General features: G+C 46.2%; 19 protein-coding genes. 8 read left to right on the forward strand and 11 right to left on the reverse strand.

Translation table 11 applies throughout. The features are described 5' to 3' along the window. Window positions 1-12 precede the first annotated feature (12 nt). The 4 genes from ABQ275_RS15885 (at window position 13) to ABQ275_RS15900 (ending at window position 5151) form a co-directional block, all read left to right on the forward strand. Window positions 13-1014: a GRP family sugar transporter gene (locus tag ABQ275_RS15885; RefSeq protein ID WP_349314132.1), complete on the forward strand. Its 1002-nt coding sequence runs from the start codon at window positions 13-15 to the stop codon at window positions 1012-1014. 102 nt (window positions 1015-1116) lie between these two features. Then, window positions 1117-2628, forward strand: coding sequence for an ADP-ribosylglycohydrolase family protein (locus ABQ275_RS15890; protein ID WP_349314133.1), 1512 nt, complete (start codon window positions 1117-1119; stop codon window positions 2626-2628). A gap of 171 nt (window positions 2629-2799) precedes the next feature. Further along, a complete protein-coding gene (locus ABQ275_RS15895; RefSeq protein ID WP_349314134.1) occupies window positions 2800-4131 on the forward strand; it encodes a GntP family permease in 1332 nt (443 codons plus the stop codon). 33 nt (window positions 4132-4164) lie between these two features. Beyond that, on the forward strand, window positions 4165-5151 hold the full coding sequence (locus ABQ275_RS15900) for a hypothetical protein (protein WP_349314135.1): 987 nt from the start codon (window positions 4165-4167) through the stop codon (window positions 5149-5151). Here the strand turns inward: ABQ275_RS15900 and ABQ275_RS15905 are convergent. Further along, window positions 5148-6062, reverse strand: a complete 915-nt coding sequence (locus ABQ275_RS15905) for a geranylgeranylglycerol-phosphate geranylgeranyltransferase (RefSeq protein WP_349314136.1) — start codon at window positions 6060-6062, stop codon at window positions 5148-5150. The genes ABQ275_RS15900 and ABQ275_RS15905 overlap by 4 nt on opposite strands. Before the next feature lie 84 nt (window positions 6063-6146). Here ABQ275_RS15905 and ABQ275_RS15910 point away from each other — a divergent pair, with 84 nt between their 5' ends. After that, complete coding sequence (locus tag ABQ275_RS15910) at window positions 6147-8684, forward strand: phosphocholine-specific phospholipase C (RefSeq protein ID WP_349314137.1); 2538 nt, start codon at window positions 6147-6149, stop codon at window positions 8682-8684. A gap of 107 nt (window positions 8685-8791) precedes the next feature. Here the strand turns inward: ABQ275_RS15910 and ABQ275_RS15915 are convergent, their stop codons facing one another. The 7 genes from ABQ275_RS15915 to ABQ275_RS15945 form a co-directional block, all read right to left on the reverse strand. Further along, the gene (locus ABQ275_RS15915) at window positions 8792-9796 is read right to left on the reverse strand and encodes a Gfo/Idh/MocA family oxidoreductase (RefSeq protein WP_349314138.1); all 1005 of its coding nucleotides are present in this window, start codon (window positions 9794-9796) and stop codon (window positions 8792-8794) included. 9 nt (window positions 9797-9805) lie between these two features. Continuing rightward, window positions 9806-10999, reverse strand: a complete 1194-nt coding sequence (locus ABQ275_RS15920) for a nucleoside permease (protein WP_349314139.1) — start codon at window positions 10997-10999, stop codon at window positions 9806-9808. A gap of 4 nt (window positions 11000-11003) precedes the next feature. Further along, window positions 11004-14093 carry a PQQ-dependent sugar dehydrogenase gene (locus tag ABQ275_RS15925; protein WP_349314140.1) on the reverse strand — a complete coding sequence of 1030 codons (3090 nt, stop codon included), beginning with the start codon at window positions 14091-14093 and terminating at the stop codon, window positions 11004-11006. A gap of 178 nt (window positions 14094-14271) precedes the next feature. Further along, window positions 14272-15873, reverse strand: a complete 1602-nt coding sequence (locus ABQ275_RS15930; protein WP_349314141.1) for a RagB/SusD family nutrient uptake outer membrane protein — start codon at window positions 15871-15873, stop codon at window positions 14272-14274. Window positions 15874-15891: 18 nt separating this feature from the next. Continuing rightward, window positions 15892-19365, reverse strand: coding sequence for a TonB-dependent receptor (locus tag ABQ275_RS15935; protein WP_349314142.1), 3474 nt, complete (start codon window positions 19363-19365; stop codon window positions 15892-15894). Window positions 19366-19588: 223 nt separating this feature from the next. Continuing rightward, window positions 19589-20638 (reverse strand): FecR domain-containing protein, encoded by a 1050-nt coding sequence (locus ABQ275_RS15940; RefSeq protein WP_349314143.1) that lies wholly within the window; start codon window positions 20636-20638, stop codon window positions 19589-19591. 80 nt (window positions 20639-20718) lie between these two features. Further along, window positions 20719-21270: an RNA polymerase sigma-70 factor gene (locus tag ABQ275_RS15945; protein WP_349314144.1), complete on the reverse strand. Its 552-nt coding sequence runs from the start codon at window positions 21268-21270 to the stop codon at window positions 20719-20721. A 224-nt stretch (window positions 21271-21494) separates the two neighbouring features. Between ABQ275_RS15945 and ABQ275_RS15950 the strand changes: the two genes are divergently transcribed. Both ABQ275_RS15950 and ABQ275_RS15955 read left to right on the forward strand, forming a co-directional pair. Further along, complete coding sequence (locus tag ABQ275_RS15950) at window positions 21495-23570, forward strand: heavy metal translocating P-type ATPase (protein WP_349314145.1); 2076 nt, start codon at window positions 21495-21497, stop codon at window positions 23568-23570. 63 nt (window positions 23571-23633) lie between these two features. Beyond that, window positions 23634-24170: a DinB family protein gene (locus ABQ275_RS15955; protein WP_349314146.1), complete on the forward strand. Its 537-nt coding sequence runs from the start codon at window positions 23634-23636 to the stop codon at window positions 24168-24170. Between the two features lie 7 nt (window positions 24171-24177). Here the strand turns inward: ABQ275_RS15955 and ABQ275_RS15960 are convergent, their stop codons facing one another. From ABQ275_RS15960 to ABQ275_RS15970, 3 genes are all read right to left on the reverse strand, one after another. Beyond that, window positions 24178-24600: a VOC family protein gene (locus tag ABQ275_RS15960; RefSeq protein WP_349314147.1), complete on the reverse strand. Its 423-nt coding sequence runs from the start codon at window positions 24598-24600 to the stop codon at window positions 24178-24180. Between the two features lie 321 nt (window positions 24601-24921). Beyond that, entirely contained in the window at window positions 24922-25383 is a 462-nt protein-coding gene (locus ABQ275_RS15965; RefSeq protein WP_349314148.1) for a hypothetical protein, read from the reverse strand. 422 nt (window positions 25384-25805) lie between these two features. Further along, entirely contained in the window at window positions 25806-26291 is a 486-nt protein-coding gene (locus ABQ275_RS15970; RefSeq protein ID WP_349314149.1) for a GNAT family N-acetyltransferase, read from the reverse strand. A 116-nt stretch (window positions 26292-26407) separates the two neighbouring features. On the opposite strand from ABQ275_RS15970, the gene ABQ275_RS15975 reads away from it, so the two are divergent. Then, window positions 26408-26842: a VOC family protein gene (locus ABQ275_RS15975; protein WP_349314150.1), complete on the forward strand. Its 435-nt coding sequence runs from the start codon at window positions 26408-26410 to the stop codon at window positions 26840-26842. Window position 26843 lies beyond the last annotated feature (1 nt).

Genomic DNA, 26843 nt, shown 5'->3' on the forward strand with positions numbered 1-26843 from the left:
AAAGCTTTACACATGTTTACAGTCGAATCTTATCCACTTGCTATCTGTTTCACTGTCGTTACCATGTTATGCTGGGGCTCATGGGCCAATACGCAAAAGCTGGCCGCCGGAAAATGGCGCTATGAACTTTTCTATTGGGATTATGTCATTGGCATCTTTCTTTTCTCCCTGGCTGCCGCTTTTACACTGGGCAGCTATGGTGCTACCGGGCGCAGTTTCCTGGCCGACCTCGCACAGGCAGACACCAGTAATATCCTCAGTGCTTTTGCCGGCGGCGTGGTCTTTAACCTGGCCAATATCCTGCTCACCGCAGCTATTGCCATCGCGGGTATGTCGGTAGCATTTCCTATCGGTATAGGACTCGCACTGGTGCTGGGTACTGTACTGAATTATTTCCTGGTGCAAAAAGGTGACCCACTATGGTTGTCTGCCGGCGTATTGATGGTAACACTAGCTATCATCCTCAATGCGGTGGCTTATCGCAAAAAGGCCGCCGGTAATACACGCACCAGTACCAAAGGAATCCTGCTCGCACTCTTCGCAGGATTATTGATGTCTTTCTTTTATCGTTTCATCGCCGGTGCGATGGATCTCCAGAACTTCATTGAGCCGGAAGCGGGCAAGATGACGCCTTATACCGCCGTCGTGGTATTCGCTGCCGGCATTCTCGTCAGCAACATCCTGCTCAATACCATCATGATGAAAAAGCCACTGGAAGGCCCTCCATTGAAGTATGCCGACTGGTTCAAAGGCCGCTTCTCCCTCCACGCAATAGGCTTGCTGGGTGGTGTCATCTGGGGGCTGGGCAACCTGCTCAATCTCATTGCTGCCGGTAAAGCCGGTCCTGCTATCTCCTATGGCCTGGGTCAGGGCGCTACCCTGATAGCTGCCATCTGGGGCGTATTTGTATGGAAAGAGTTCAAAGGCGCTCCTGCCAGTGTGGGATGGCTCCTCGCTGGTATGTTCCTCTTTTTTATCGCAGGTATCTGTTCTATTATTATTTCAGGGGCCTGATGCGCATTCCGTATAAGCATACACGTTATACCATCTCTGTAGCAATAAAAGATCATCAACTTACCAACAAACAAAACATACTATCTTCAAAAAATAACTGACATGAAAATTTTAAGCATCCTCTCCTGTGTATTCCTCTCCGTTGTTATGCAGGCTACTGCCCAACAGAAGAATACCACGCACCGGATCAGCAAAACAGCCTTACAGGATAAAATCAAAGGCGGCTGGGCCGGACAAACCATCGGCGTAACTTTCGGCGGCCCTTATGAATTCCAGTACAATGGCACTTTTATCCAGGATTACCAGCCGCTGGAATGGCATGAAGGCTATGTGAAACACGTAATGGCAAACAACCCGGGGTTATATGATGACCTCTATATGGATCTGACTTTTGTGGATATATTCGAGCGGTTTGGACTGGACGCACCCATAGACTCCTTCGCCAACGCATTTGCCAATGCAGGCTATACACTGTGGCATGCCAACCAGGCAGCCAGGTATAATATCCTCAACGGCATTAAAGCACCGGCATCCGGCCACTGGCTGCAAAATATCCATGCAGACGATATCGACTACCAGATTGAAGCCGACTACGCCGGACTCATGAGCCCCGGTATGCCGAATACCGCATCCGCTATCAGCGATAAAATAGGCCATATCATGAACTACGGCGATGGCTGGTATGGTGGTGTATATGTAGGCGCTATGTATACGCTGGCATTCACCAGTAATGATATTAAATATATCGTGAAGGAAGCGTTGAAAACCATTCCTGCAAAAAGCAAATACTACCAGTGCATGTCGGATGTGATCAAATGGCATCAACAGTTCCCTAACGACTGGCACCGCACCTGGTTTGAATTGCAGAAAAAATGGTCATCAGATATTGCTTGTCCGGGTGGCGTTTTCGTTCCCTTAAATATCGATGCTACTATCAATTCCGCTTATGTTATCCTGGGATTATTATACGGTAACGGCGATTATGAAAAAACGCTGGAAATATCCACCCGCGCGGGTCAGGATGCCGACTGTAATCCATCTACAGCAGCCGGTATCTTAGGCACGATGCTGGGATACGACAAAATTCCCGAAAAGTGGAAGGCCGGACTTAACGGTGCAGAAGACATGGATTTCAAATACACTACGATCTCCCTGAATAAAGTATATGATATCGGCTACCGCCATGCACTGGAAAATATAAAAAGGAATGGTGGCACCATCAACGAAAATGATGTTGTAATCAAAACGCAGGTACCGCAAGCGGTGAAATTTGAAGAAAGCTTCCCCGGTATGTATCCTGTTGCAAAAAAGGATTTACATGTCAATGGACAGGAGATCAGCTTTTCCTTTGAAGGAACAGGGTTTGTCCTTTCCGGTTATGCTGCAAAGAAAGGAGATGCACCGGATGATGCAATTGAAGCCACTGTACAGGTGGATGGTAAAATCATCCAGCACATTAAACTCCCCACCAGTTACCTTACCCGTAGAGATGAAATCTGCTATAAGCTCGATTTACCAATGGGTAAACATGATGTGAAAGTAACGGTCACGAATCAACGCCCGGATAATTACGAGCTGAGAACAGGCAACTATATTGTTTTCAACAAGAAATAAAGACCAGACCAGGATTACCAGAAATTAAAAAAAGATTAACGGGATTGAACAGGAAGATATATTGAGAAGAATAATTGTTATACTTCTTTTATATTTACCAGTTCAATCAGGTTAATCTTTTTTTAATTCCTGGTTATCCTGGTTATTTTTTAATCCTGTAAATCTTGGTCTTTGGTCATTCCTTTATTACAGAGTATTACAGGGTTGCTGGCTGGAATTGCCCTGATAGTATTGCTCACAGCCAGGTATAAGGTGCATGCCTTTTTTGCGTTGCTGATGGCCAGCCTGCTGGTAGGATTAGTACTGCGGCTTCCGGTGGCGGAAATTATTACCATTACCAAAAATGGTTTCGGGCATATCGTAGGTTCGCTGGGGTTATTGATTATTTTAGGTACTACGCTGGGATTGCTGCTGGAACACACAGGAAGCACCGCTGTGCTGGCTGGTTTTGTACTCAAAAAAATCGGAGCAGGCCGCTCTCCGCTGGCCATGAATATTACCGGCTACCTGGTGGGATTACCTATTTTCTGTGATTCCGGTTACATTGTATTAAGCGGGCTCAATAAGGCGCTGGCAAAGCGTTCGGGCGTATCAATGGTGATCATGGCATCCTCGCTCGCTTCCGGGCTCTATGCCATCCATTGTCTCATGCCGCCGCATCCGGGCGTTACAGCTGCCACCGGTACCATTCATGCAGACATGGGCAAAGTAATGTTGTACGGACTCCTCGTGGCGATACCTGCCGCGTTATGCGGTTATGTATGGGCGGTATATGCCGGAAATAAACTCCCTGCACCGGTTATCAGGGAGGAAGAAGAAATAACACCCGGACAACAACTTCCTTCTGTATTACTTTCTGTACTTCCCATAGCGGTACCTATTCTCCTGATCGCCCTGCATTCTTTCATGGCGCTGGAAACCGTAAACGATAATTTCCTGGTGCGGCTCATCGCTACATTGGGTATTCCTGAAGTAGCCCTCAGCGTCGGAATTGCACTGGCATTACTGGGAAAGCGGAACTGGGATCGTGCCGGTCTTGGTAAGATCCTCCAGGACGGCGCGGAAAAAGCAGCGGGCATCCTCGTTATTATAGGCGGTGGTGGCGCCTTTGGTGCTATCCTCGCAAAAGCAGATATCGGCAGTCATCTCGCGCAGAGTACAGCCATAGCCAGTCTCGGCCTGTTCTTACCTTTTCTTGTCACCACCGTTTTAAAAACAGCCCAGGGATCTTCCACGGTGGCTATCATCACCGCAGCATCTATCATACAACCTTTGCTACCTGCACTGGGCCTCGATAGCGATACCGGCAGGATCATCTGTGTACTGGCTATGGGAGCGGGTTCTATGATGATCTCCCATACCAATGATGCCTATTTCTGGGTGATATCAAAGTTCTCCGGACTGGAAATAAAAGATATGCTGCGGGTATATTCCATCGGCACCATCTTTATGGGACTTATATCCGTATTTTTTGTTTATATACTTTCTATGATGATAAATTAGTAATTTAACCGCTTCCTATTTTTTTCGTCATCTATGTATTTATTCCGTTTTGCTTACAGCATTATACAGCAGACTGCCCATATCCTATCTTCCAGAAAAAAAGAAATTATCTGGGCAACCGCTTTCATCCGGTCGCTGGAGAATAGCTACAACGGACAGCTGGATGACTTCACCTTTAAAAAAATCACACACCGCTACGCCGTTTACAACCCGATGATGTGCGACGCTTTCACTTCCCTACAATCCCGCTACACGAACCGGCAGGAAAGGGAAAGAATGCTGCTTTACTTCATCTGCAGCGTACTCTTTGATGATTTTTCAGATGAACAGCAACTAACAAAAGATGAGTTATACCGGATCTCCTTTGAACCGGAAACCTGGCAGGCAAGCACCATCCAGGAAAAAATCTTCCTGTATGCACATGGCGCGCTGGCAGATTATGTATCCGATAAAAATGCATACCGGCAAGTCACACAACAGCTGTATGATGCACAAATAGCTTCGGCACAACAATTTGATCCGGCTATCAGCCAGGATACCCTGCACCGCATCACATTTGATAAAGGTGGGTTTGCAGTATTGCTCTGTCATTTTTACCTGGACCATGAAGCAGGTGAGGCAGAGCGGAACTGCTGGTACCAGATAGGCACCATGATACAGCTGACGAATGATATCTATGATATTCATAAAGACCTGCAACAAGGGCTTATAACACTTCCCAACAGTATCACTAACGCATATACGTTTAATGATTTTTTCAGACAACTGGTCGCGCAACTGAAAGCGGAGATCCACCAGCTACCCTTTCCGGTGGCCGCAAAGCAGCAATTTATGATTTCCATGATGGGTATGTGTTCACTCGGACAACTGGGCATCAAACGCCTCATGCAGCTACAGGGCAATCAGGAAAAACTGCCGGACCTGCGCATCGTACCACGTAAACGGCTGATCGTAGATATGGAAAACCCTGCGAATCTGTGGCGGTGTGTCCGCCAGGTATACCGGGATGCAAAATTTTAAACGATAAAAAAGAGCATGGAAGCAATGCCGGATAGCATCACCAGTTTAATGTAAGTGCTTAACCGGTGGTAGTCGGACGTCGTTGCTGCCTTTCCTAATTTTACGGCCACCGCCACCAGCGGCGTGATGATCATGCCCCCACAATACAGTCCCATTAACCAGCGTTGCTCCCGCAGCAGCACAACAGTAGTGGCAAATAACACCAACACCAGTACACCCAGTAGTGTGATAACAAACAACCGCGCACCGGTAATTCCCCATACTATAGGCATGGTGCGGCACCTGAATTTTTCATCTCCCACCACATCTTCCATATCTTTTATTATTTCCCTGATAAGAGAGATGATAAATGCGAACCCCGTGTAAAGAATAGCCAGCCACCCGATCATTTGCGTGTTATTGCCGTCATCATGCAGCCAGGACCAACCCGCTTGCATACAGGTAAGCACAATAATAGACCAGGCTGTAACCCCCGCTACTACTATATTTCCGATGAGAAATTTCTTTTTGAAGATAGCAGAATAAAAGAAAAGCAACACAATACAGGTAACAGTACTGCCAACAATCGTCTTTCCTGCTGCATCCATATCCACAAATGTGCTTAGCCCGATAGCCACGATATTCAGCAGGGCATACCAGCCAATAGCCCAGTATTTACTGATACCGTTGGTAATAAATACCCGCTCCGGTTTATTGATGAGGTCAATCCGTAAATCAAAATAATCATTGATAATATACCCGGCAGCAGCAATCAACACATATGAAATGGTAATAAATGTCAGATGAGTAACCGACATATAATCCGGCAGCAAACGATTGATAACACAAAAATAAAATAGCGCCTGAGTGAGCAATATAAACACCAGGTTGGGCCACCGTACCAGCTTTGCAAAGACAACAGTTGATTTCATAGCGCGATATAGAAAGGACAATGGCGACAAGATAAAAAAAAGAAAATTCTTTTACTATATTGTTTCCACTAAAATGTCTCTATTATGGATTCAAGAAGAGATTTTCTCAAAAAATCATTATTACTATCCGGTGCTGCCGGTTTTTCCACAATCATCCCCACTTCCATACAACGTGCCCTTGCAATTGATCCGCGAATGGGAAGCACCTGGCTGGATGCAGAACATATCGTGATCCTGATGCAGGAAAACCGTTCTTTTGACCACAGTTTTGGTACCCTGCAAGGTGTTCGTGGCTTTAATGATCCTCGTGCAGTAGCTTTACCGGATAAGAAGCCGGTATGGTTCCAGACAAATGCGGAAGGCGAAACCTACGCACCTTTCCGCCTTAATATAAGAGATACAAAGAGCACCTGGATGGGCGACCTGCCGCATTCGCGTCCCAGCCAGGTAGATGCTTATAATGCAGGTAAATACGATAAATGGCTGATCGCCAAAAGACCAGGCAATAAGGCTTATGCGGCCATGCCGCTGACCCTGGGCTATTATACCCGTGAAGATCTTCCGTTTAACTATGCTATGGCAGATGCGTTTACGGTTTGTGATCAGAATTTCTGTTCTGCCATGACCAGTACCACACCTAACCGCTCTTTCTTCTGGACAGGAAAGATCACCCATGATGTAGACGGTCTTCCTAAAGCACATATCAGGAATGAAAATTACAGCTACGGCAAATTACCCTGGACCACTTTCCCGGAATTACTGGAAGAAAATAAAGTAAAGTGGAAATTCTATCAGAATGACCTCAGCTGTGGTGGCGGGTTTAAAGGAGAAGAAAGATCTTGGCTGGCAAACTTCGGCTGTAACCTCCTGGAATTTTTTGCTGCTTATAATGTTAAATTTTCATCCCGGTATGTAGAGAACCTGTTGAAACAGGTAGAAACACTCCCCGATGAAATCAATAAACTACAGGAAGCTACCCCTTCTTCTGAAGAGGCTTCCGGAAAAATCAAAGCAGATATTATCAAGAAGCAGGAAGTATTGGATAATGCTACCGCAGAACTCGTGAAGTGGAATAAAGAAAGCTTTGATAAATTATCTGATAAAGAAAAAGGTCTTTACTATCACGCATTTGTAATCAACTCCGGCGATCCAGGTTTCAGGTCCATCAGCAACGTTAACTTTACCGATGGCGGAGAAGCCCGTGAAATGACCGTTCCTTCAGGAGATGTATTATACCAGTTCCGGAAAGATACGAATGAAGGCAACCTGCCCACCGTTTCCTGGCTGGCAGGGCCGCAAAACTTTTCGGATCACCCCAGCGCACCCTGGTATGGCGCCTGGTATGTATCTGAAATCCTGGACATCCTTACTAAAAATCCGGAAGTATGGAAGAAAACTATTTTCATTGTTACTTACGATGAGAATGACGGCTATTTTGATCACGTACCTCCTTTCTCTATTCCGGATGCAGCCAAACCGGAAACAGGAAAATGCTCCGCCGGTATTGATACAGAAGTGGAACATGTACGGCTGGAAAATGAACTGAAACAGGGCGTACCACCCAAACAGGCCCGTGAAGCACCGATAGGACTGGGTTTCCGGGTGCCGATGCTCATTGCATCTCCCTGGAGCCGTGGTGGTAAAGTATGTTCACAGTTATTTGATCACACCTCTACTTTACAATTCCTGGAAACATTTGTAAACCAGAAGTTCAATAAAAATATCAGGCTGGAAAATATCAGCCAGTGGAGACGCACCATCAGTGGTGACCTCACCGCTGCCTTTAGTCCTTTTAACGGTACCAAACTGGAACGGCTTCCTTTCCTTAACAGGGACAAATTTGTAGAGAACATCTATAATGCAAAATTCAAACAGCCCCCTTCCGGTTATAAGAAATTTTCTGATACCGAGATTGCTGACATCATTGCAAAACCTGATGCCGGCCTGGCATTCCAGGAAAAAGGAGTACGGCCTTCCCCTGCACTGCCTTACGAACTGTATGCAGATGCGGTATGGAATGCTGCCAGCAAACAGGTAGAAATTAAAATGTCTGCCGGTAATACCCTCTTCGGCAAGAAAGCCAAAGGCTCACCATTTACAGTCGTTGCACCGGGTAACTTTACAAACGAAAACGGCGCAGCAGATATTTCCCGGAACTGGTCTTTCGCTGTTTCAGCAGGAGATAGTCTCTCCTATGGCTGGCCCGTTGATGCATTTGAAAACAAAAAATATCATCTCCGCCTGCATGCACCCAATGGGTTCTACCGCGAATTTACCGGCAACAGTAATGATCCTGCCGTAGAGATCCATTGCACTTACGAGCGTGATCATAAAACGAAAAAGCCAACCGGTAATATCGTGGTGACCGTCGCCAATCTTGACCCGCAAAAATCGTGGGATGTTGTGATAAAAGATAATGCCTACAAAAAGAATAACCTGGCCAAAACACTGGCGAAAGGAAGCACCGGCAGCCTGGTACTCCCCCTCCGCGAAAGTCATGGCTGGTACGACTTCAGCATAAAGATCAAAGGCTTTGAAGATTTTGAAAAAAGATATGCAGGTAGGGTAGAAACAGGAAAGGAAAGCATGAGTGATCCTTTCATGGGTAAGGTGATCAGTTGATCACCGGCAGGAAACAAACAAAAAAAATACGGAGTTACAGATAGATCTACAGCAATTCATCTTCGCGTAGATCTATCTGCAACTCCGTACTCCGGTCATCCGGAATATTATCTTTCCATCTTCACAGGTGCTCCTTTCTTACGTTTGCTTTCATCAGCAGCTTCCATAAATGCTACGATCTCCAGTGTTTCTTCCGGTCTTACCGGTGGGATACCCGTTTCAAAGAAGGAAGTGATCTGTAATACCAGCGGGTGATAGGAGGTGAAATCTCCGATCGGTGCAATGCCTTTCTCACCGAATGCATGTCCGCCAAAGCCATAGGGACCTTTTATAACGCCACGCAATGTACCGATACGTCCATCTTCCCATACACCTGTTACCTGGTCCATCGTTTCTGAAGTGGTACGTGTTACCCGAATGCAACCGGTGCCCATCAGTGTAAACAACATTTCCACACCATGGATACCATACCAGAAAAGGTCCGGATGCGTTTTTTCCGTAGGCGAAGGCGTATATACATCAGCGCCCATTACCTTACCTATTTTACCTTTCACAACATCCTGGATGCTGTCGATAAACCGCAACCCGGAAGAGGAGAACATCGGCGCCTTGTATTTTTCTGCTGCTTTAAAAAGGGCTTTTGTATCAGCCAGGGAAGCGGCAATGGGTTTGTCGATAAATACACGCTTGCCTGTCTTTAATACCGGCATCGCCTGTTCCAGGTGTACCCTGCCATCGTTGGATTCCAACAACACCACATCTACCTTTTCCAGTAAAGCGGCAATAGAGTCAACGATTTCCACACCGAATTCCTTTACTTTGGCGAGGTTGCCCGGCACCACTTCCAGGCTGGATGCGATGTCTTTGCTACCCTGCGCATAAGCTGCCGTTACCCGGAAACCATGATAAGCCGGATCTGCATCCTTAGCGTTCAACATTTTGGTAAACTCCACACTGTGTGAAGTATCCAGCCCGATAATACCTACCCGCCGTCCAACACCGGCTTGCTTGCCTGAAAAAAGGGCACTGGCCCGGCCTGCAAGGCCAAGCCCGATACCCGTTATTGCTGCTGTTCTAATAAATCTGCGACGATTGTATGCTGACTGTTCCATGAATATTTTTTATTGCTTGCTGTTATCTTTAAATAAAAAAATAAAGAGTATCATAAACACCAGCGTGATACCTCCGGGTACCAGCCAGATGCTACGCCACTCATAGTGCTGTACACCTGCGATAGTACTGCTGTAACGGCCTGCTACCAGACCGGATACATAAGATCCTATCAGCATGCCCACACCATAGGTTGCAAAAGTGATCAGTCCCTGTGCGGCACTCTTCACCGCGGCGCCGGCCTTTCTGTCTGTATAGATCTGTCCTGTTACAAAAAAGAAATCATAACAGATACCATGCAAAATGATCCCTGCATACAACATCCAGATATGCTCACCACTATCACCAAAGGCAAAGAACACATAACGTACTACCCAGCACAACATGCCCAGCAGCAACATCTTTTTCACACCCAGGCGAATGAAAAGCAACGGCATCAGCAACATGAACAGGAACTCGGAAATCTGTCCCAGCGTCATTTTACTGGCAGCATAGGTCATCCCCGCATCATTGAGGAAGGGATTGGTAAAGCTGTAGTAAAATGCCAGCGGTATACAGATAGCGATAGCCGTGATAAAAAAGATTGTATAGGCGCGGTCCTTAAACAACACCAGTGCATCCAATCCCAATATATCAGCCAGCTTCACGGGTTTTCTGACAGGTGGTGTATCCGGTAAAAAGAAACTGAATACGCCCAGCAGTAATGAACTGGCGGCGGCTATACGAAAAGTACCGGCTGTTGTTTCAATATTGATATAACCAATCAGCAACCCTGCCAGTATCCATCCTACGGTACCGAATACACGTACTGCCGGAAATTCCCTGCCCGTATCTTTCATCTGACGAAAAGAGATCGAATTGGCCAGCGACATAGTCGGCATGTACAGGAGCGTATACAACAGGATAAGCCACCAGAAACCACTAAAGCCTTGTACCTGGCTGAGGGCATACAGTGTAACCGCTCCCGCTATATGCAACACGCCCAACACTTTCTGCGCCGCAAAAAACCGGTCGGCGATCAATCCTACAAAAAAGGGAGAGATAATAGCTGCTATAGACAGATTGGCATAAGCCGCCCCTACCTGTATGGCATCAGCCTTTAAAACAGTAAGGAGATAGGTACCCATTGTTACATACCAGGCCCCCCAGGTAAAGTACTCCAGTAACATGAGTACTGATAAACGCAATCTGACGGATGGTAGCATGTAATTAATTATTGTTTGAAAAATATAACCAGTCGATATTAAACAGGTACCCGTCTTTCCCATCTACACTTTTAAATACAAAATACAGGTCGTGTTGTCCACTAACAGCCTCTATGGGCGTTGTCAACTCCTTCCATCCTGGTTTGGCATCTCCGGCTGCTTTTGCCGGAATAGTGGCTTTACTTACCAGTTGTCCATCCGGTTTATCCAGGCGCATTTCTATCACACCACCGATACCATTCAACTGGAGATTATACTTTATGCTCTTCACACCATCGAGGTAGAAATGATTGAACCGTATAAAACCGTTGTTCTGTACGTATCCATAACTCATTCCTTCTGTTGTGATAGTACCCAGTCTCACATTACCTTCATCCGCATCTTCCACCTGTACCATCGGGTTACGTAACATCACGTAATCGCGACCGGTCAGTGCTTCAATATTATTGGCGCCTTTATCTGTATAAGTAGCCATCAGCAGATAGCCACCCAGGTTACCCTTGCCAATATGCGCTTTCAGCGGCTGTACACCCTGCATAGGCAAGGAGCCGGACACGTCAGCCAGCGACATAATATACCGGGCTATCTCTTTCGCATCATCCTGTTTCATATCCGGATGTGCTGACATCGTACGTCCACCCCAGTTACCACTACCACCTGCAATGATCTTAGCGGCCAGTTTACCGATAGTCGTTTCATTATTGGGATAGTGCTTCGCCACCTCAATAAGGCTGGGCCCTACGGAAGTTGTTTTCTCCGTGTGACAGGCTTTACAATCCAGCGACCAGAAGAGCTGATGCCCTTTTGCATACTGCATGCTGCCGCCGCCACCATTGTTACCCAGCACCAGCGCCAGGTCCTTACCCATTGGCAGGTAGTCAAATGACACCGCTACTTTGCTGCTGTCTATGGCACCATCTTCCGGATCAGTCACCACTACTTTATAATCGAGCAGGGAGTTATCCCAGTAAAAGCTCTTATTGGCCGTGGTAGTCACCTTTACATCCGGCGGAGTATTACCCACCTTGATGTCGAGTGCAGTGGTGCTTTCACCTCCACGATTATCCGTTACCGTTAGGTTCACTTTATAAACGCCCGGTTTGGAAAAAGTATAGTTTACTTTTTCACCTTCCAGCTTTTTATCTTCTACCTGCCATTTGTACGACAGTTTATCTCCTTTATCGTAGTCTATAGAACCGGCTGCGGAAAGCTCCACCGGCAAAGGCGCCGCACCATAAAGCTTACTGGCCTGGATACTGGGAACCGGCTTGCGGTTACCTTCTGAATAAGTAATCCGTACCAGTTTCGCATCTGAATTTTTAGCAAACCAGTTCGTTCCGTATTCCAGCATATAAATACTGCCGTCCGGCGCGAATTGCATATCTACCGGTGCTGCGTAATCAATATGTTCGATAAATGGTTCCATACGCAGATAGTTACCTGCGGAATCCATCGTTACCGCCATAATCCAGTGGCGTATCCAATCATAAATAAACAACTTCCCATTGTAATATTCAGATAATTTATACGGCGCATCTTTGTACAGGTCACTGTAATATACAGGACCGGCCATGGCCGTTTCACCACCTTTACCCACCATCGGGAAAATCTTGGAGGCAGCATCGCCGTACCAGATCATCGCTGGCTGCGCAGGCGGCAGTTCCTTTATACCGGTATTGTTGGGAGAATTATTAATAGGATGTTTCGGATCAAGCCGTGGACGTTCTTTCTTGTTGGCATAATCCCACAAAGGATATGCTTCGTTGTTACCGTTAAAATAAGGCCAGCCGAAAAACCCTGGTTTGCGTGCCTGGTTGATTTCGTCATAGCTCAATGTATTTCCTTCTGCAGAAGGTACTTTGGTATCCGGTCCTACATCTCCCCAATACACAAATGCGTTTTTCATATCCACACTAAAACGATAGGGATTACGACAGCCCATTACATAAATTTCAGGACGACCCTGGGAACCATCTTTCGGGAAGAGGTTACCATCAGGAATAGAGTAAGTACCATTAGCTTCGGGTTTTATCCGGAGGATCGATCCACGCAGATCATTGCTGTTGGCTGAACTGCCCTGATCATCGGATAAACCGCGTCCTGGCCTTTCATCCACCGGTGTATAGCCTTCTGTTTCTTCTGCATTGGTATTGTCGCCGATAGACAGGTACAACAGGCCACCGGGACCGAAAGACAGGTAACCAGCAGAGTGGCAGCAATAGCGGCGTTGTGTAGGCACTTCCATCACCACCTTTTCAGAGGCTTTGTCCAGTGTATCACCACGCAGTTCCAGGCGAACCAGTTTATTAAACCACTTCTCGCCGGCAGGCGCATAATAAAAATAGATCCAGTTATTTTTTTTGTAATCCGGATCCAGGGCTACGCCGAGCAATCCGTCTTCAATACCGCTAAAAACATCAAAGCGGCCAACGACCTTCGTTTGCCGCTGCCGCGCATCATAGAGTTTTACCGCACCCTTGCGTTCCACATAGAGTACATTGCCTTCCGGTAAGATGCACATTTCCATGGGTTCGTCCAGGCCATGATCTAACACCGTATAGGTGTAACTGTTAGTATCCGGTGGCGCCAGCATAAGTGATTTGCTGTAATCCGGATAACCGTTATTGCCTACCAGGTAACCAAGTGCCGGTGCCATGTCAGCAGTTCCGGCAGTAGGCGGTAAGATGAACAATCTGCCTCCGTCCTGCTGCAGTTCTTTGCCTACAGGCAATTCCACCCATTCTTTCAGCCAAGGCCATCCCTGCTGGTGGTGGTCGCCATCTTTGATAGCGAGAATACCGCCGCCGCCCGATTCTGCATAACGTTTCAATGCAGGAATATTACGGTAGCTAAGTGAATCGGTCAACGAAAAAGGAAGACATACCGCACTGAAACTTTTCAGGGAATCTTCCTGGAAATACTGGTTATCACCTGTTAATACAATCTCCCACCCTCTTTCTTTACCTGTTTCCTGCAACTGTTTTACCCATGCACTTTCTGCATCTTTGGTATAACAGAGGATCCGTGTGACGGAACGTTTGCCGGCACAAGCGCAAAGCAACGCCAGCGAAATTAGTAAGCAAAATCTTCTCATTGTTATAATTTATTCTGAACAAAAATAGACCACTGATTAAATCAATTTATATAATTACCCCGATGGGGGGAGATTAAAGCGAATGAAAAATATGATATTATCATTTCAATCTTCGCTAATCAGGCTAATCATATAAATCGGTTTAATCAGTGGTCTAACGCGTAATTATCAATTACTGTTAGTATCCTGGGTTCTGCTTAATAGAACCACCACTTCTGTCAATTTCCGATTGTGGAATAGGGAACAGATACTTGTTGCCGGAAGCCGGCGGTACAAAGCTGTTACCTTTACCATTGGAATATGGTTTGGCAGAATAGGCTTTCATTGTTGACACATAATTGTTCCAGCGCAACAGGTCAAACAGGCGGCCATATTCACCACCCAGCTCTGTGCGGCGTTCATGCCTTACGGCTGCACGCAGGTCATCAGATGCTTTCACCGGTACCAGTGGTGTTGCTGCGATTACGCGTACACGTTTGGTTGCCTCCTGGTCAATATGTGAAGAGTTCTGTGCACGGGTGCGTACTTCGTTGATATAGTCGGCCACTTCCTGTTTGTTACCACCGCTTTCCAGTACTGCTTCTGCATACATCAGCAATACATCGGCATAACGCACCAGGTATAAGGTCCATGCATCATTGCCCCAACCTTGTCCACGACGGCTTTCCGGTAAGAACACTTTCCTGTTATGATGTCCGGTATTTACATAGCCGGAGAAATCAAGCAGATCCTGTCCTACTGCTTTCGGGAAGATATCGCCCTGATCCAGTACGGTGAAAAGCAAACGTGGATCGCCCGGTTCAAACTCATCTACGAGCGATTTTGTAGGGCAGTCAAAACCCCAACCGCCTGCGCTGCGTGGTGAGCAATAAACATTTTGTGTAGAACCATAGATGAAAGCAGCAGGGTCATCTCCGAAGATAAGCGGAAATACAGACTCTTTGCTTTTATAACCATCCTTCAGGAACAGCTGCTGGTATTCGGGTTCCAAAGAGAAAGCCTTTGAATCGATTACTTTTTTAGCGGCATCTTTAGCTTTAGTATACAGGCTCTTGTCATCTTCTCCAAAGAACAGGTATGCTTTGGCAAGCACCGCCCAGGCGGCTTCCCTGGTTACACGGCCCAGTTCTCCGGCCGGCAGTTGCGTAGCAGAAGGCAGCGCCGGATCATTGGCAGCAGCTTCCAGTTCACTGGTAATAAATTGCAATACTTCAGGAGAGGTAGCGCGTACAATCTTGTTACGGTCTTCTACTGTCAGTGTTTTTGTTACCAATGGCACACCACCAAAAATCCGCACGAGATCCAGGTAATAGTAGGCACGCAGGAAACGTACTTCTGCAAGATAACGGTTCTTGGTATTGTCATCTAACGGGTTGCTTTTTTCATCCAGGAGCGGTGCATCGGGTAAACGTTCCAATGCCACGTTGCAATTGCCTATTCCTTTATAGCAGGCTGCCCAGAAGCCACTCAGTGTTTCGTTGCTGGATAGTGTTCTGCCAAATCCCAGGTCCGTCACAAACGGACGGTCATTGCCATCAGAACCACCTTTATCTGTTTCATCGGTAGCCATATTGCCCAGTTCTGCCAATGCAGCCTGGTAGCCCCAGAAGTCATAAAAACCCAGGTAACAGTTCACCACAGTTTTCATGCCTGCACCCGGTGACTTATAAAAATTATCATCTGTCTGCAATCCCAACGGTGGTCTGTTCAGGTAATCCTTCGAACAGGAGAAGAGTACCAGCGCAGCTAATAACGGTAATGTATATACGATCTTTTTCATTTCTGCCAGTGTTAAAAGTTAGAATTTAGCGTTCAGCCCAACCATAAAAGTGCGGGCCTGCGGGAAATATCCCTGATCAATACCCATCAGCCTCGGATCACTATTACCCATTTCAGGATCCAGACCACTGTATTTGGTGATAGTGAGCAGGTTTTGTGCACCTACGTATAACCGTAACTGTGGTATCCGTGCTCTTTCCAGCCATTTTTCAGGGAAATTGTAACCTACCTGTATATTTTTAAGACGCAGGTAAGAACCATCTTCCACGAAATAATCAGAAACGCTGTTATTCAATGCTGCATTTGCAGAGATCTTATAATATTGATTGGTAGAACCGGGGCCATTCCAGGCTTTATCCAGGAAACCTTTTGGTGCATTATACCAGCCGGTACCGGCTTCGGTATCATAGCGCAGGATGTTCATCACATCATTGCCCTGGGAGCCCTGCCAGAACATGCTCAGGTCAAAACGTTTGTAATTAAGACCGATATTAATACCATAAATGAAATCAGGCCATGGGTTACCGATGATGGTGCGGTCTGCCGCATCCAGTTTACCATCAGGACCAGCCACTACATTACCATCTGCATCTAAACTATTAATATCGCGGAAACGGATATCACCTGGTGTTGACTTTCCGGCCTGCGGGCTTTTATCTACTTCTGCCTGTGTCTGGAAAATACCATCTGTCAGCCAGCCATAATAATAACCTACCGGCATGCCTACTTCTGTTTTACTGATCGTTTCACCCAGGTGCGCGGTTGTATAGATCGGCTCACCACCACCCATGCTCAACACTTCATTTTTAAAGGTGGAAATATTACCGCGAACATTGTAAGAGAAATCACCCAGGTTATTGCTGTAACCTACCGACACTTCCCAGCCTTTATTCATCATGGTACCGGCATTCGTCCAGTAAGGATTGGACGGATAACCCATGGTTGTTGGCAGTGGCATCACCACCAGCATATTGTTCACACGTTTGTTAAAATAATCAACAGTGACATCGAGTTTATTATCAAACAATTGCAGATCTATTGCCAGATCCACTTGTTTGGATGTTTCCCACTGCAAAGAAGGGTTGGCCATGGTTTTGCGTTCAGCACCGAGGAATCCGGTACTGGTACTGCCAAAAACATACCGTTGATAGGTATTTCCATAAGTAGATAAATACAAGCCACTGCCGCCACCTACGTACTGGTTACCAATAGAACCATAGCTCGCACGGAGTTTACCGCTGCTCAGCCAGTCCAGACCTGCATCGCGTAAAAAGTTTTCCTCGGTAAAGCGCCATGCGCCGGATACGGAAGGGAAAGTACCCCAACGTTGGCCGTCTCCGAAAGCGGAAGTACCATCGCGGCGAATATTCGCAGCCAGGATATAACGGTCAGCATATACGTAGTTGATACGTCCGAAGAAGGATTGCATCGCACTGGAATACGTGTAACCGGATGCACCAGGATTCAAAGTGGCCGCATCGATAATACGCATGTCCTCATCATTGTTCACAATACCCTGTTTGGAGGCGCCATAGTTTAAGCCCTTGGTCAGCTCTGCTGAAACACCGGCCAAACCAGTTACATGGTGCTTTCCGTAAGTTTTATCAAACGTCAGCGTATTCTCCCATACAAAATAATTGCTCCAGGAAGAATTGTTACTGGCGGTATTATAAGTACTGTAATCAAATGGATTCAGGTTGTAGGCAGGAGAAAAGCCTTTAGAGATGCCACGACCCAGATCCAGTCCGAAGTTACTACGGAAGGTAAGCGGATCAATGATCTTCACATCCAGGCTGGCGCCACCTTTGATAGCAATGCCTTCCCATACACTCTGTTGCATCCTGTTTATCTGTGCTACCGGATTGAGTTTGTTGGTATAAAGAATACCAGCATACTGCGAGAAAGGATTGTCGGACTCATAATTATCCATGATACTGCCGAAAAAGCCCGGCAGACTTTTGAGATTATTACGGTATACCGGTGTAATAGGATCAGCGGCCATTGCACTGAAAATAGTACCGGTAAAAGGATTGTTCTCATCTACATTACGACGGCTTTCATAAATAACGCCCAGGTTGGTAGACAGTTTCACACGCGGGCTCAGATCCGCGCCCACATTGGTACGCCAGGAAACGCGCTCGTAGTCTGATCCTTTCACAATACCTTTCTGATTCATGTATCCTACACTGGAAGCATAGGTCATGTTTTTACTGGCGCCGCTCACCCCTACATTATAACTCTGCATAGGCGCGTTCTGCTGCATGATCTCATTCCACCAGTCGGTTCCATTAGGACCCGAATTATCCTGTACAAACTTCATCACCTGTGCTACTTTTTCCGGTGTATCCAGGCTTGTTGGAGCCGCAGTACCCGCAGCACTGGCTGCTCTCAGTTTATACTGGATAAACTCTTCTGCATTGAGCATGTGCGGACGTTTCCAGGCAGATTGTACGCCTGTATAACTATCAAAGGTAACGTGCATTTTCTGATCCGTTTTGCTGCCTTTGCGGGTAGTGATGATCACTACGCCGTTGGAAGCCCTTGAACCATAGATCGCTGCGGTAGAAGCATCTTTCAGGATGTCCATCGCATCAATATCATTGGGATTGAGCCAGCCGATATCTGTTTGCGGCAAACCATCCACAATATACAGGGGAGAGTTGCTACCACTGATAGAACCGATACCACGGATACGCACTACCGGAGAAGATCCGGGGCTACCGCTGCTTTGCGCCACCATCACGCCACTTGCTTTTCCCTGCAATGCTTCTGCCGCATTACGCACAGGCACATTACGCAGGTCTTTACCACTCACGGAGCTGATAGCGCCGGTAATATCTTTTTTCTTCTGTGTACCATAACCAATCACCACCACTTCATTCAGGCCACTGGTAGATTCCTGCAAAGTAATGTGCAGGGGATCTTTACCATTGGCAGTTGCTTCCTGTGATTGGAAACCCATATAGGTAAATACCAGTACTGCACCTGCGGGCGCCTGTACCGAGAAGTTACCACTGGCGTCCGTTACGGATCCCTGGCTACCGCCTTTTACTTTTACGGATACACCGATCAGCGGGGTTCCGTTGGCATCTACCACGCGGCCGCTTACTTTGTCAGCTACCTGTGTTTCGCCTTTGGGAGAGATCACTACCAGGTTGTTGTCTACGATCCGGTACGACAATGTGCTATCCAACACCCGGTTCATCACTTCTACCAACGGCGCATCTTTTACCTTCAAATCTATCTTACCCAGTTTCCTGATATAAGTATAATTGTAAAAGAAGCGGTAGTCACTCTCCTTCTGGATCTTTTCAAAGATCTTATCTGCGTCCGTTTTCACAAAGGAAAGGGTGAATTTTTCCTGTGAAAAGGCCGTTGCTGAAGCATGCAGACAAGATGACAACACCACAACAAAACATAACTTCATAATGAGCAGTAGTTTGAACGTCTGGCGGAGCGTATAGGAAGCACCTCCAAATCTTCTTTTTTTCATAGATTTGTTTTAGAAAGGTTTGTAAGAAGGGTGTAAGTGAAGTTTCTCAGGCTGCTTACCCCCGTTTGAACGCATAAGCCTTTTTGGGAAGAGTATAGCTCTTCCCTTTTTTTTAGCAGATGGTGCTTATCCCATCTTTATGATTAGTCAGGTGATACAAGTGAATAACAGTATTTTCATTACAGGTAATTTTTTTTGTGTTGATAAAATGTATGCTATTAAGTTATTTTGACAGATAAATATCTGTTGCTGTCATGCTGTAATGGAAGCCTGTGGTCATTTGCAGCAATTGCAGCGCCTTATCAATATCTTCCTTTTCAAATACACCACTCAGTACTTCCTGTTGCAGTGCTTCGTCTTCAAAGTGAATCTTTACATCATATAGTCTTTCCATCTTCTTCGCTACTTCAATAAATGTTTCATTCATAAAAGCCAGTTTCTGATCCCGCCAGGCTGTTTCCACTACCAGGCTGGAATCCTTGCTGTCTGTCAACCCCTGCACCTGGAAAGTGGCATGTTGTATGGCGGTCGTGGGTTGGGTGATATTTACTTTTTCCAGCGACAGCACCAACTTCTCATGTGGCAGCAACACTACTTTCTTTTCGGGGCTTTTACTCATCACCACCTGCACTTTTCCGCCTATCACGGTAACTTCAGCTTTTCTGTCATCACCATATGCTTTTACGTTAAAGGAAGTGCCCAATACCTGTATAGACAGATCGTTGGTGTGTACGACAAAGGGTTTTGTGTCATCCTTTACCACATCAAAAAATACTTCCCCCGTTACCGTTACATCCCGCGCGCTATCACTGAAGCGGTCGCTGTATGTCAGTCTGCTGCCGGCATTGAGCCATACTTTTGTGCCATCGGGCAATACAGTATGAATGGTATGCCCCAGTGGCGAATGGATGGAATGCGTTGCAGCGGCAACCATCGGCTTTGTTCCGCCGCTGCGCCATAACCATGTTCCGCCGGCAGTTGCCAACAGTAATGCCACAGCAGCAGCCCACAAATATTTTTTTTTGTTCACCGGTGCTTCCTGTATTGTATGCAGCCGGAGTTCCAGCTGTTGCCAGCCACTATTCATGATCTCCTGTTCTGTTGGCCGTAAAGACGTCAACTGCGGGCTGCTTTCAATGGAATTGAAAACTTCTTCCATGAAACGATATTCCGGATTTTCAGTAAGCAGCATTTCCAGCTCGGCTAATTCCTCCGCACTCGCTGCCTGTCCTGTTTTCCGCGCTATCAGTTCCACAATTCTTTCTGATTTCATCTAATAAATGATAGTACCTGCCTCTAAGGACACAGAATTTGACACGATTCCCTAAAGAGATAGAAAAAAAATTTAAGAACTCAGGCAGTAGCGTGTTGCAGGAAAGGTTCCAGCAGTTGCGCCAGCTTTTTAAGCGCAATGGTTAACTGTGCATCTACCGTTTTAGGAGAGATCCCCAGGATATTGGCTACCTCTTTATAAGAAAGACCATCCTGTTTTACCAATTTAAATATCAGTTTACATTTAGGTGGAAGCTGCTGAACAGCTTTGGCAATGGCCGATTCCAGCTCATGTGTCAACAAAAGGTCTGCTGTATTGGGCGATAATTGAAAATGCTGGACATGCAAGTTATCAAGATCAGTTTCACAAAAAACGGTGGCAGTGCGCAACTGATTGAGCGCCGCATTCTTTACGGCCACGTACAGGTACACTTTTATATTAGCCACTTTATCCAGCATATGCCGCTTTTGCCAAAGCTTCACAAATACGTCATTCACGATCTCTTCAGCCTGCTGCCTATGCTTTAGAAAGGTAAAGGCAAACTGATATAACCGGAATACCTGTTGCTGATAAAATGCTTTAAAAGCCAGTTGGTCATCAAGAAATTGTATGCGGTAAAGCAACTTCTCCATAGTCACGCTAATAGCACAAAATAAATTTTTTTTAATAAAACGCGCTACATTCTTAAAATATTTTTTTAAATGGTAAATAATTAGGAGGGATGGCACAAAAAATTTGCAACACTGGTGTAAAAATAGATGTGGGCAGGTAATGAAGATTCTTTAATTTACAAATCATAGCCCTGACTGAAAATGCTGTTAACAACTATATCCGGCATTTATTAAAATAAGACCCGATGAAAGATAGTGTAGACCTGGAAGTAACTCCAACAGTAGCACCTGTATCCAACAACGCTACCCACGCACACACCCATGGGGAGCATGATCATCATTCAACGGAATCCCACGGACACGCACACACGCAAATGATGATCTTCGGAAAGAATACAGAATTGTATTTCAGCCTGATCTGTGGTTCCTTACTGGGCATCGGTTTCGGACTATCTTTTATTACCGGCATTTCCTCCTGGATACCAACATCCTTCTCCATCGCTGCCTGTTGTTTTGGTGGATTTTTCACCGCCAGAGAAGCCCTGCAAACCATCGCAAAAGGCGGGTTTGAAATCGACTTCCTCATGCTGGTAGCCGCTATCGGCGCAGGTATCCTCGGCAAGTGGCAGGAAGGCGCCTTGCTGCTCTTCCTCTTCAGCCTGGGACATGCACTGGAACACTATGCCATGGAAAAAGCCCGGAAATCAATATCCGCACTGGCCGACCTCGCCCCCAAAACAGCCTTGCTAAAACGCGACGGCGCAACGGTTGAAGTTAAAATAGAACAGCTGAAAGCAGGTGATCTTATTGTTGTCAGACCCAACACAAAAATCGCTGCAGACGGTATTGTAATACAGGGAAACAGCAGCGTAAACCAGGCGCCCATCACAGGAGAGAGCGTACCGGTTGACAAGCAGCCCGTAGAAAACCCCGATATAGACCTGAAAAAAGCCGATCAGCTGGAAGCAAAATACAAAGTGTTCTCCGGCTCCATCAATGGCAACGGCTCTCTCGAAGTAATGGTGAGCCGCATAGCCAGCGACTCCACCATATCACGACTGGTGAAAATGGTCAACGAAGCACAAACACAAAAGTCACCGACCCAACAATTTACCGACAGGTTTCAGCGGTACTTTGTTCCTGCCGTACTCATACTCGTTATATTATTATGTGGTGCATTCCTGGTAATTGACGAACCATTCAGCAAAAGCTTTTACCGCGCTATGGCAGTACTGGTAGCCGCCAGTCCTTGTGCGCTGGCCATTTCTACACCCAGCGCCGTACTGAGTGGCGTAGCCTGTGCTGCAAAAATGGGTGTACTGATAAAAGGTGGCCGCCCCCTGGAAGACCTGGGCATGCTCACCGCCATCGCCTTTGATAAAACCGGTACTCTCACAGAAGGGAAACCCAGGCTGACACATGTAGTACCCATGAACGACGTCAGTGAAAACGATCTGCTGAAAATGGCCGTAGCCGTAGAAGCCCTCAGCGATCACCCGCTGGCTAAAGCAATTGTGCGGGATGGCAAACAACGACTGGGAAATGTGGATATCCCCGCAGCTGAAAACCTGGAGGCAGTACTGGGCAAAGGAATTAAAGCCACCCTCCAACAGGAATCCATATACGTTGGCAACCTCGTTTTATTCGAATCCCTGGGTGATACCCCTCCTCCACCTGCACTAACCACAAAAGTCCGGGAACTGGAAGCCGGCGGCAATACCACCATGATCATAAGAGCCGGAAACAAATATGCCGGTATCATAGCCGTAATGGATACACCCCGCGAAGAAGCCAAAGCGGCGCTGACAGCACTGAAGGAACTGGGTATCCGCCGCATGATCATGCTGACAGGAGACAACCAGCAGGTAGCTGACGCAGTGGCAAAAGAAATTGGGATGAGCGAAGCCTGGGGCAGCCTGCTACCGGAAGAAAAAGTAGCCGCCATCAGAAAATTAGGAAAAGAGGAACACAAAGTTGCCATGGTGGGTGATGGTGTAAACGATGCCCCCGCAATGGCCAACAGCACTGTTGGCATCGCCATGGGAGCCGCCGGCTCCGATGTAGCCCTGGAAACCGCCGACATCGCACTGATGGGCGACAAACTCCAACTCCTCCCCTTTGCCATCGGATTAAGCAGGGAGGCCAGACGCATTATTAAACAGAACCTCTGGATCAGCCTCGGCATGGTGGCGTTGCTCATCCCCTTAACCATTACAGGACTTGCTTCTATTGGTCCCGCTGTTGTAGCACATGAAGGTTCTACACTCGTGGTAGTATTAAATGCTTTAAGACTGCTCGCTTACAAACAAAAAAACCGCTAGCCCTGTTATTAAATCGATAGACTGCTATATTCATCTCTTTTCATTTTTTTTAATAAAAATATTATGAAAAAGATACTTTTTGCACTCTTCATCTTATTTACCACCCACACATACGGCCAGGACAGCGCCACTCCTACCCCCACTTTAAAATCGATCTTACTGGCGCAATTAAAAAGCACCCACAATGTAAAAGACTGGTTTGTACCCGTAAACATTGCAGTGGAAGGACTCACACCTGCACAAGCCAACTGGAAAGACAGTAGCGGTAATCACTCTATCGGGCAACTGGTACAACACCTGATTTTCTGGAATCAGCGGCAGTTGGATAAATTTAACGGGAAGCCGGAACAACCTTTCAGCGGTGACAATAATGAAACGTTTTCAGCAGTGGACCAGGCAAGCTGGGATGCGACCGTAAAAAAAATAGATACCGTATTAACGGAATTGGAAAAAGTAATTGAACAATCCGACGAACAAACTTTAGCTCCCTGGTATACAATTATTGCACACATCTCTGCACACAATGCCTATCACATCGGGCAGATGCTGTATATCCGCAAACAACAAGGGTCCTGGAATCCGGAAAATGGTGTGAAATAGTCTGCGCTCACGCACCGGTGCAATTCAACATCCAACGGATACCAAAATGATCCGTCAGGTTGCCATGCCAGTCACCCCAGAACTGTTTCTTAAATGGAATATGCACCTGTCCATGTGCAGCCAGCATATGGAAAGCCCGCTCTGCTGTTTTTGTATCCGGGAAGTCGAGAGAAAGAGCTACATCACCGCTGCTTTTGTGCGCCTCCTTACCGGGAAGTACATCACTGGCATAAATAACGCCACCGGGAAAATGCAATCTGCCATGCAGGATCTTGTCCTTATATTCATCCGGTGCATGCATGGCCGGGTTATCATAACGTGATTGTATTTCTACCGTACCATTTAAAATACCGCTGTAAAAGTTTAATGCCTCTTCACAATTACCATTAAAATTAAGATACGGGATCAGCTTAATTTCTTTTGCTTCCATAACATTTTTTATAAAGATGAAGAAGATGAAAATCCAAAGACTACCCGCCCTCATTTCAAGCGGGACCTGCGCGGGCTATATGAACGGAGTGTATAATGATTGCATAACAGAAATGAAAGCCAGCGGATTTGTCTATATCAAATATAAACCATCAGCTCATCCCAACAAAAAGTAATGTGTTACTAAAGGCAGCATGCAATCATGAAATGAATGCTTCGCTATGGGCAACAAAACGCCGGTCCCGGAGGGACCGCATATTGGTAACCCGGGGCATAGCGGTAAAATCCGCAGTGTCTCATCAATATTCATCTTCCTATCTAATTACAGGTCGGGCTTTTTCCAGCCGGAAACAGATTCCCGTTCATAGATAACATTAGGATTCTCTTCAAATAGCGGTTTAATAATAAAGAGAAGATCAAAATCTGATAAATTTCTTGCCAGTTGCCCGGCGCAAATGGAGATGGCATTCCTGCCGATAGCGATACTGATTTTACGCTCAATCTGATGACATTTGGGCCGGATAGTGGTGATCACTTTGTCGAAGTTGGTTAACTTGTAAATGATATAGTCACCAGATGAAGCCAGCGAGAAATTAATCCCTTTTGGCCGGATGTCGATGGTAGTTTTCATAATGACGATCCGTTTATCCATTTTCACTTTTTTCTCCTGCGAGATAATGTAGTCAAACTGTTTTCCCTGAAGCGCATCTTTATCCAATTTCCTGATTGTCATATGGGCTTGCTCCGCGGATACGATCTCGAAATCTTCACTTAGGTTTAGCATGATATATTGCTGAGGTTTGTTATAAATGATGTGCTGCTATTGCACACCTGTTTCATACCGGATGTAACTGTTTTGGTCATTCTGAATGATCAGAAGGTGCGAATTTAAAAAAAACAAGGGGAGTTAACAGATTAAAATGCTTCAGATGTGTTATTCAAAAGTTATTCAGTATAAAATTACATTTGTGAGATGAACTGCCTCCGGGGGAAAGAGCTTTTTCTTACGCAAAATGCACGCTGCTAGGGCTTCTTCAGCAAAACAGTCAGTATCCCCGGAATATCCGCTTATTATCTTCCTCAAAATATTCTGCTTGCTGCCACCTGCTTTGTCCTCCCGATAAGCCACTCCGTATTCTTTCCTGTTCCGCAACCGATTTCCAGACAGCTGTCAAATGCAATAACGGCCAATATTGCCAGGAAAACCTACACCAGGAAAGAAGGATCATCATTTAAATCCATCTTCATCTCCACCAGGTTGGGCACAAACCCCATCTTCCGGTATGCCCGCAGGGCCGTTTCATTATCGCTATAGACATCCAACCGCATTTCGGTGATCCCCTGCAGGTAAGACCACTCCTTTAATGCCGCTACAATCTTTCCATTTACCCCCTTTCCCCGGTAATCCGGCCTTACATACATAAACCCCAGGTAGGCATACGTTGCATGCTTCACATAAGGCTTTGCGGCCTCAATCCGCGCATATCCCGATCCGATAATTTCCGATCCGGTCTCTGCTACCACCAGCTCCACATGATCGGCTGTCATCATCGCAGCAATGTCATAATAATGAATAAGCCCCTCTTTCAAGGTGGTATCAAACGGTCTTTCTGCTTCAATGACACCTTGCTCAAACCCCAACAGGATCTCTAAATCGGCTGGCACCGCCTTTCTTACGTTTATATTTTCCATTTTGCATAAGATTTCCTTTCTTACGTCAAAAAGCATTCCTTACTTGACCACAAACGTTATTGATTAAAGTAATCAGTCGTATGGTTGCTTATCTTTGTCGTCTCAAACACACACATATGCAAACACCCGATCAAAGACTCTCCTTCCTTACACTGGGTGTACGGAACCTCCAACAGATGAAAACATTTTATGTAGAAAAATTTGGCTGGACACCCCTGAAAGAGGAAGAAGCGATCGTATTTTTCAAACTCAATGGCTTTATCCTGGGCCTCTTCTCCAGTGTAGAACTGGCGAAAGATGCAGGGGTAAAACATGAGGAGCATTCCTATAAAGGATTCACATTAGCCTATAATCTCCGCTCCGAAAAAGAAGTGGATGATCTCTTCGCTGCTTTCAAAGCGAATGGTGTGAAAATAGTAAAGCCCGCCGAAAAAGTTTTCTGGGGTGGCTACACCGGCTATATTGCCGACGTGGAAGATAACCTGTGGGAGATTGCTTATAACCCTTTCCTGGAAATGGATGCTGCAGGTAATGTCATCACCCACAAATAAA

It is taken from the genome of Chitinophaga sp. MM2321 (genome assembly GCF_964033635.1).
In the GTDB taxonomy this organism is placed as follows: domain Bacteria; phylum Bacteroidota; class Bacteroidia; order Chitinophagales; family Chitinophagaceae; genus Chitinophaga.

Bases quoted from the DNA above. Each gene is read 5' to 3' on its own strand.
- ABQ275_RS15885 (WP_349314132.1), top strand. From the start codon at position 13: ATGTTTACAGTCGAATCTTATCCACTTGCTATCTGTTTCACTGTCGTT.
- ABQ275_RS15890 (WP_349314133.1), top strand. From the start codon at position 1,117: ATGAAAATTTTAAGCATCCTCTCCTGTGTATTCCTCTCCGTTGTTATG.
- ABQ275_RS15900 (WP_349314135.1), top strand. From the start codon at position 4,165: ATGTATTTATTCCGTTTTGCTTACAGCATTATACAGCAGACTGCCCAT.
- ABQ275_RS15905 (WP_349314136.1), bottom strand. From the start codon at position 6,062: ATGAAATCAACTGTTGTCTTTGCAAAGCTGGTACGGTGGCCCAACCTG.
- ABQ275_RS15910 (WP_349314137.1), top strand. From the start codon at position 6,147: ATGGATTCAAGAAGAGATTTTCTCAAAAAATCATTATTACTATCCGGT.
- ABQ275_RS15915 (WP_349314138.1), bottom strand. From the start codon at position 9,796: ATGGAACAGTCAGCATACAATCGTCGCAGATTTATTAGAACAGCAGCA.
- ABQ275_RS15920 (WP_349314139.1), bottom strand. From the start codon at position 10,999: ATGCTACCATCCGTCAGATTGCGTTTATCAGTACTCATGTTACTGGAG.
- ABQ275_RS15925 (WP_349314140.1), bottom strand. From the start codon at position 14,093: ATGAGAAGATTTTGCTTACTAATTTCGCTGGCGTTGCTTTGCGCTTGT.
- ABQ275_RS15930 (WP_349314141.1), bottom strand. From the start codon at position 15,873: ATGAAAAAGATCGTATATACATTACCGTTATTAGCTGCGCTGGTACTC.
- ABQ275_RS15935 (WP_349314142.1), bottom strand. From the start codon at position 19,365: ATGAAAAAAAGAAGATTTGGAGGTGCTTCCTATACGCTCCGCCAGACG.
- ABQ275_RS15940 (WP_349314143.1), bottom strand. From the start codon at position 20,638: ATGAAATCAGAAAGAATTGTGGAACTGATAGCGCGGAAAACAGGACAG.
- ABQ275_RS15945 (WP_349314144.1), bottom strand. From the start codon at position 21,270: ATGGAGAAGTTGCTTTACCGCATACAATTTCTTGATGACCAACTGGCT.
- ABQ275_RS15950 (WP_349314145.1), top strand. From the start codon at position 21,495: ATGAAAGATAGTGTAGACCTGGAAGTAACTCCAACAGTAGCACCTGTA.
- ABQ275_RS15955 (WP_349314146.1), top strand. From the start codon at position 23,634: ATGAAAAAGATACTTTTTGCACTCTTCATCTTATTTACCACCCACACA.
- ABQ275_RS15960 (WP_349314147.1), bottom strand. From the start codon at position 24,600: ATGGAAGCAAAAGAAATTAAGCTGATCCCGTATCTTAATTTTAATGGT.
- ABQ275_RS15965 (WP_349314148.1), bottom strand. From the start codon at position 25,383: ATGCTAAACCTAAGTGAAGATTTCGAGATCGTATCCGCGGAGCAAGCC.
- ABQ275_RS15970 (WP_349314149.1), bottom strand. From the start codon at position 26,291: ATGGAAAATATAAACGTAAGAAAGGCGGTGCCAGCCGATTTAGAGATC.
- ABQ275_RS15975 (WP_349314150.1), top strand. From the start codon at position 26,408: ATGCAAACACCCGATCAAAGACTCTCCTTCCTTACACTGGGTGTACGG.